This window comes from Marinobacter sp., assembly GCF_046484525.1.
Taxonomy (GTDB): Bacteria; Pseudomonadota; Gammaproteobacteria; order Pseudomonadales; family Oleiphilaceae; genus Marinobacter.
Genome location: NZ_JAWOIS010000055.1, coordinates 1 through 4,177, shown reverse-complemented (window position 1 = coordinate 4,177; position 4,177 = coordinate 1). Strand labels below are relative to the sequence as shown.

Below are 4,177 nucleotides of genomic sequence, written 5' to 3'. Positions count from 1 at the left end.
CGCATCAGGTGAGCCAGCCAAAACGCGTCTGAATGGTCATCCGTATGCTTTAAGCCGCTGTATTGTTGTACTGAGACGGTGTTCACCAAGTGGGCTTCTATACCCGCAGCCTGGAGACCGTCCACCAACCAATACCAGTTGAACGTCGACTCGACCGCCACACCATGAAGTTGGCTCTTGAACGGTTCCAGTGCCGAGAGGATCAGTCCCATATCATTCGGGTAGCGCTTCTGAAGCAGGATGCGGTCTTGCTCATCAATCACCACCACAACGCTGTTGTTGGAATGCAGGTCAATAGCGGAGAATAAAGTCATGTCAGCCTCCTGTAGTGGCAGGTGTGTTCGCCAACTACCAGCCTACTCCGGATGATCGGCTACGGGAGGCTGGCTACATGATCTTCAGATTTATTTTCACGGTTCTTGTCAAAGCGGGGCGAGCTTTGGGTATGGCCTGGACTTTGCAGGTTGGTGAGGATAACGGATCTGATCGCACGGCTTGAGCGAGGCTGGGAAGCATGCAAATCGGAGTGATCGCTGACACCCACAGCAAAATGCGTCCCGAAGCCCTGGAGGTTTTGAAAGGCTCGGATCTGATCCTTCATGCCGGTGACGTGGGGCGGGACGAGGTTCTGGAAGCGCTGGAGGGGATCGCCCCCTTAATTGCGATCCGTGGCAATATCGACAAAACTGGCCGTGCAGCGACGCTTCCTGATGTTCGGGATCTCGAATTCCTCGGCCACGCTTTTTACATGCTCCACGATGTCAAAACCCTCGACATCGATCCGCAGGGCCGTTACCGCGTGGTGATCGCCGGCCATTCCCACAAATCCCGTAATGAGTGGATTGGGGACGTGCTTTACTTCAATCCAGGTGGCGCCGGGCCCCGACGTTTTACTCTGCCGATCACGGTGGGGCGGCTTCAGGTGAGTGAAGACGGTGTGGTTGGTGAGATTATTGAACTGCCGGTTTGATCCCTTTGGGAAACCGGTGCGAATCTATTCTCTGAATACACACTTTCACGTTCGCTCGCCCTGCAGCTGTCCCACATAAGCAGCGATAAAAGCCGTTTCCTGAAAAGCCTTCAAGCCCGTCTCGGCAAACGCAATGGGCAGCGGGTTGGCTGCCAGGGTGGACTTGATCAGTGCCGGGGCAGCAGGGTCACCGTCAACTCAATATCGCTGATCAGTTGAATGGCCGCTTCCATTTTGAAGCTGATGGCACCTCCGGCAAATTTGCCTTTTGGCATCCGCTCTTTGATCGCGACACTGGAGACCCCGTACTCGGCCATTAACGCCGAAAAGGCCGCCTGGAACCGCTTCAAATCTTCACGGCTATGGTTTTTTGGCAGTGGGAGTTTGCGCACCTTGCACTCCGGCAGGTTGAACTGCCCCCTGTCCATATTCAGCAAACACACCACCCCATCGCTGCCAGTCAGCTCAACCCCGCAAACAATCATAGCCATTGCCCTCTAGTCCCCGGCTGTCGTTAGCCGCAGCACTTCTTGAATTTGATGCCGCTACCGCAGTTGCAGACGTCGTTGCGGGAGGGCGGTTTTACCGTGGTGACCGTTCCTCCTTTATTCAGGATAGCGGTGAGCTCGTTGATGGATTCAACGGCGCCCTCGCGGGTATCAACCGAAATAGTCGCATGCAGCTTCGCCCGGGCCACCTGTGCCTCAACTTCCTGCTTGCGCGCTTCACTGGTCACCACCAGTGTTAGCGGATATTTCCTGCTGCCACTCTTCTGGCTGGCGTTGGTCTGAAAGCCGCCGTAAGCGGTGTGGTGCTGGCGTGCGTCCTGCCGGCCCTTGAAGAAAAATTTGTCTGACATGCTGAGATCCTGGTGGGAAGAATGCCCGAGCTAGTGCCGGGTGGAGTCTTTTAGCATGGCTGTGGGAACGGGGATATAGGCAGATACAATTTCCTGAATAGAGAAAGCTGGGACCGGGAGAGCCGGGGCAGATCTAGTTTCAAGGCCATAATGGCTTGGCGTTCCTCCGAAAGGCGTTACAAAAATCCTAAGGCACCGGAACAAAGAGTGATTTATGTTTCACGTCTGATGGATTGAAGGGAAGTAGAACAAGGATGTCTGAGAAATGGATTTGAGCCCGGTTTACCAGCCTCTTATTGCTGCACTCTGGTATCTGTTACCTCTGGCCGTCGTGGCTGGCCTTATCAAGTCGCCCTGGTTCAAAGGCAAGTTCGGTGAATTTCTGGTGAACCTCTCTGCACGGTGGTTCCTGGATAAATCCCGTTACCATCTCATCAAGAACGTCACCCTCCCCACGGAAGATGGCACCACGCAGATCGATCATGTTCTGGTTTCGGAGTTTGGGGTCTTCGTTGTCGAGACCAAAAACATGAGGGGCTGGATCTTCGGTGGCGCTCATCAGCGTACCTGGACTCAGAAGATTTATCGGTCCAACCACAAGTTCCAGAACCCGCTGCACCAGAACTACAAGCATGTAAAAAACCTTCAGACGATGCTCGGGCTGGGTGACCATCAGATGCATTCGGTGGTGGTGTTTGTGGGGGACAGCACTTTCAAAACGCCTATGCCGGAAAACGTGACTCAGGGGCTCGGTTATGTCCGCTACATTAAGTCCCAACAGGAGTTGGTGCTCAGCCCTGAGCAGGTTGCGGAGGTTCGGGAAAAGGTGGCATCCGGGCGCCTCAAGGCATCCTTCGCCACCGACAAGGCGCATGCTCGCCATGTGAGAGCTCTGGTGGCCGAACGCTATGGTGCTGAGCCCCGGCGGCCGAGTAGGGGGCTTCTAAAGTTCCTGATCTTCCCGGTCTTGATGTTGGGGGTTGGTGCGATCGGCGTAAATGCTTATTCGAACTTTGTCTCGGGGGCGATGGTGATAGGCACCAAAAGGAACGATGAAAACAGGATTGAAGTCGCACCGCAGGCTGTTCCTCGTCAATCCGTCAGCGAACCCGGAACTGATTCGGGAGCCGTTGCTCGATCGCCTTCCTCAGCTACCGGTGTTCAGCGTGTGAACCAGCCGCCCTCTGAGTTGTTTTTGGCAAGGCAGGAATGTAACGCCCTGATTGCTGCCGCTATTGCTAATCAGGATCCGCGCCTTCTCAGAGAGAGGGATAAGGCGTGTACTCGGTATAAGGTTCTGCAAGGGGAAGTGCATTGAATCAGAAAGGGTTACTCACCGCATGGAATGATGCCAAGGGGTTTGGCTTTATTACGCCGGAGGGCGGTGGTGAAAGAGTCTTTGCTCATATCAGCAGTTATGCCGGCCGGGGCCGGCCGGTTTCCAATCGCAAGGTTACATACAGTATTACAAAGGATGCTCAGGGCCGGCCAAGGGCAGGGCGCTTTCAATACGCTGGAGCGGCAAAGGTTGGCGCCAGCATGGCCCCAGGGTTCTGGGTGGCGGCTGCTGTGGTGCTGTTGTTTTTCATCACTCTGGCCGGACTGCTCTATCAGAGGTATATGCCGGTCTCTATTCTGGCTGCCTACGGCGGGGTGAGTCTGGTGTCATTCGTGATGTACTGGATCGATAAGCATGCAGCGCAGCGGGCTGGCCAACGCATCGCAGAGAATACGCTGCACCTTTTCGAGCTGTGTTGTGGTTGGCCCGGTGCACTGGTGGCCCAGCAGGCTTTTCGGCACAAGACGCGGAAGGGCAGCTATCAATTTGTTTTCTGGCTAGCGGTCTTTTTCAACCTTGGCGCTCTGGGGTGGCTGCTAGTGGCCCCGGAGGCGATGAGTTTGCGGCAGCAGTTGGGCTTTGATTTTTCGAAGTCTTTGCAGCCGGTTATCTGGCAGTAGACAACGGAGAAACCTTGAGATTACTCCCGTCGTTGTCGAATATGAGGGTACGCCTGTCCCATACCACCATCAGCTATGGCGAGTGGTATCAACTGGGTGCCCATGTGCAACCAGATAACAAAGCAGCGAAAGGCTCCGATTATGCACGTGGATAAAGCAAAGAAGCGTATTGCAAAGCAGGTTAAGAAGGGCTTTCACGGCTATCCGTTAGTTTCGCTGGAGTACTTTGGTAAAACGCCGGATTCAGCCAGCGAGGTTGTTATTTCATTTACCGAGGAAGAGGGCGCGGAACCCCAGAAGCAAACGTTTGTGAGTGGGGGTGATGCCCGGGAAGACGAAACCATTCAATCCACCCTCCTGAAAATCATTGAGCGTGCGGATGCCAAAAC

At 54.7% G+C, this 4,177-nt stretch carries 6 protein-coding genes and 1 pseudogene; 4 read left to right on the top strand and 3 right to left on the bottom strand.

The annotated features are described in order from the left end of the window. Positions 1-314, bottom strand: a 314-nt coding sequence (locus tag R6W86_RS11995) for a transposase (protein WP_410329596.1), incomplete at its 3' end; no start/stop codon positions are given. Positions 315-514: 200 nt separating this feature from the next. Between R6W86_RS11995 and R6W86_RS11990 the strand changes: the two genes are divergently transcribed. Beyond that, positions 515-970: a metallophosphoesterase family protein gene (locus R6W86_RS11990; protein WP_410329595.1), complete on the top strand. Its 456-nt coding sequence runs from the start codon at positions 515-517 to the stop codon at positions 968-970. Positions 971-1,015: 45 nt separating this feature from the next. Here the strand turns inward: R6W86_RS11990 and R6W86_RS11985 are convergent. Further along, a pseudogene (locus R6W86_RS11985) lies at positions 1,016-1,455 on the bottom strand (DUF3010 family protein). A 29-nt stretch (positions 1,456-1,484) separates the two neighbouring features. Next, positions 1,485-1,829: a PBPRA1643 family SWIM/SEC-C metal-binding motif protein gene (locus R6W86_RS11980; protein WP_410329594.1), complete on the bottom strand. Its 345-nt coding sequence runs from the start codon at positions 1,827-1,829 to the stop codon at positions 1,485-1,487. A gap of 265 nt (positions 1,830-2,094) precedes the next feature. Here R6W86_RS11980 and R6W86_RS11975 point away from each other — a divergent pair, with 265 nt between their 5' ends. From R6W86_RS11975 to R6W86_RS11965, 3 genes are all read left to right on the top strand, one after another. Continuing rightward, positions 2,095-3,147, top strand: a complete 1,053-nt coding sequence (locus R6W86_RS11975) for a nuclease-related domain-containing protein (protein ID WP_410329593.1) — start codon at positions 2,095-2,097, stop codon at positions 3,145-3,147. Continuing rightward, the gene (locus R6W86_RS11970; RefSeq protein WP_410329592.1) at positions 3,144-3,788 is read left to right on the top strand and encodes a DUF1294 domain-containing protein; all 645 of its coding nucleotides are present in this window, start codon (positions 3,144-3,146) and stop codon (positions 3,786-3,788) included. The genes R6W86_RS11975 and R6W86_RS11970 overlap by 4 nt, the downstream gene beginning before the upstream one ends. A 141-nt stretch (positions 3,789-3,929) precedes the next feature. Next, positions 3,930-4,177: hypothetical protein (locus tag R6W86_RS11965; protein ID WP_410329591.1), on the top strand; the 248-nt coding region annotated here is incomplete at its 3' end.